General features: G+C 62.9%; 3 protein-coding genes. All 3 read left to right on the top strand.

Features of this window, described 5'->3' with window-relative positions:
- Positions 1 to 720: F0F1 ATP synthase subunit beta (locus P8X48_06060; protein MEJ2106882.1), on the top strand; the 720-nt coding region annotated here is incomplete at its 5' end.
- Between the two features lie 30 nt (positions 721 to 750).
- Positions 751 to 1,167: a F0F1 ATP synthase subunit epsilon gene (locus P8X48_06055; protein ID MEJ2106881.1), complete on the top strand. Its 417-nt coding sequence runs from the start codon at positions 751 to 753 to the stop codon at positions 1,165 to 1,167.
- Between the two features lie 47 nt (positions 1,168 to 1,214).
- Positions 1,215 to 1,709 (top strand): FKBP-type peptidyl-prolyl cis-trans isomerase, encoded by a 495-nt coding sequence (locus tag P8X48_06050; GenBank protein MEJ2106880.1) that lies wholly within the window; start codon positions 1,215 to 1,217, stop codon positions 1,707 to 1,709.
- The last annotated feature ends 14 nt before the right edge of the window (positions 1,710 to 1,723 follow it).

Below are 1,723 nucleotides of genomic sequence, written 5' to 3'. Positions count from 1 at the left end.
CTCACCGCTCAGACCATGGCGGAGCACTTCAGCGATGAAGGCCGTGACGTGCTGATGTTCATCGACACCATCTACGGCTACACCCTGGCGGGCACCGAGGTGTCGGCGCTGCTGGGCCGCATGCCCTCGGCCGTGGGCTACCAGCCGACGCTGGCGGAAGAAATGGGCGTGCTGCAGGAACGCATCACCTCCACCAAGACCGGATCCATCACCTCGTTCCAGGCCGTGTATGTCCCGGCGGACGACCTGACCGATCCGTCGCCGGCCACCACCTTTTCGCATCTGGACGCGACCCTGGTGTTGTCGCGCCAGATTGCCGAGCTCGGTATCTATCCCGCGGTGGATCCCCTGGATTCGACCTCGCGCCAGCTGGACCCGAATGTCATCGGCGAGGAACACTACGGCACCGCGCGTGCGGTCCAGGGCACGCTGCAGCGTTACAAGGAACTGCGCGACATCATCGCCATTCTCGGCATGGACGAGCTGTCGGAAGAGGACAAGCTCATCGTTGCCCGGGCGCGCAAGATTCAGCGCTTCCTTTCACAGCCCTTCTTCGTTGCCGAGACCTTCACCGGTACACCTGGCAAATACGTTTCCCTCAAGGACACCATCCGCGGTTTCCAGGGCATCGTGAACGGCGAGTACGACCAGATTCCGGAACAGGCCTTCTACATGGTCGGCACCATCGAAGAGGCGGTCGAGCGCGCCAAGAGCCTGTAAGCCGGGCGCGCCAGGAGTACGATTATGGCCATGACCATGCACGTTGACATCGTCAGTGCCGAGCAGCAGATCTTCTCCGGACCGGCGGAGATGTTGGTCGCCCCGGCGCTGATGGGCGAGGTCGGTATCTATCCGCGACATACCCAGATGCTGTCGCCACTGAAGCCCGGCGAGGTGCGGGTGATCAAGCCCGGCGGTGAGGAAGAGACTTTCTACGTATCCGGCGGGATGCTGGAGGTACAGCCCCTGACGGTGACGGTTCTGTCGGATACCGCCATGCGGGCGCGCGACCTGGATGAGTCCGCGGCCCTGGAAGCGAAGCGCCAGGCGGAAGATACCATGCACAATGCCCAGGCCGGCGTAGACTACGCCCGCGCCCAGGCCGAACTGGCCGAGGCCGTGGCACAGCTTCGCGCCATCGAGAAGCTGCGCAAGAAAAAGGGATGAGGCACGCGCAACGGATACGGCAAAGACCGCGCGCAAGGGGAAAAAAGATGACGGCAGATACGGTAGCCCGCGACAAGGTGGTCTCCATTACCTATACCATTCACGACGACCAGGGCACGCTCATGGAGCGCGTCGATCTGCCGGTCAGCTACGTGCATGGCCGGCAACAGGAGCTGTTTCCGCAGATCGAGCGCGCCCTGGACGGAAAGACCGTCGGCGATCAGGTACAGGTAGCGCTCAGCCCGGAGGAAGGTTTCGGTGCCCATGACAGGTCTCTGGCCTTCACCGACGATATCGCCAACGTGCCGGAAGAACTGCGCTACATAGGCGCCGAGCTGGAGGCACAAAACGCTTCTGGCGAGGTGCTGAAGTTCGTCGTTACCAACATCCGCGACAATGAACTCACGGTGGATGCCAACCATCCGCTGGCGGGCAAGACCATCGTCTTCGACGTAACCGTGGCCGATATCCGGGACGCCACCGACGAGGAACTGCGGGACGGTCGACCGGCGAATAACTACCACGGCCTTCCGGTCCACTGACCGAGTGCCGGCCC

Source organism: Acidiferrobacteraceae bacterium (genome assembly GCA_037388825.1).
GTDB lineage: Bacteria > Pseudomonadota > Gammaproteobacteria > Acidiferrobacterales > JAJDNE01 > JARRJV01.
This window is presented reverse-complemented; position numbering and strand designations above follow the sequence as displayed.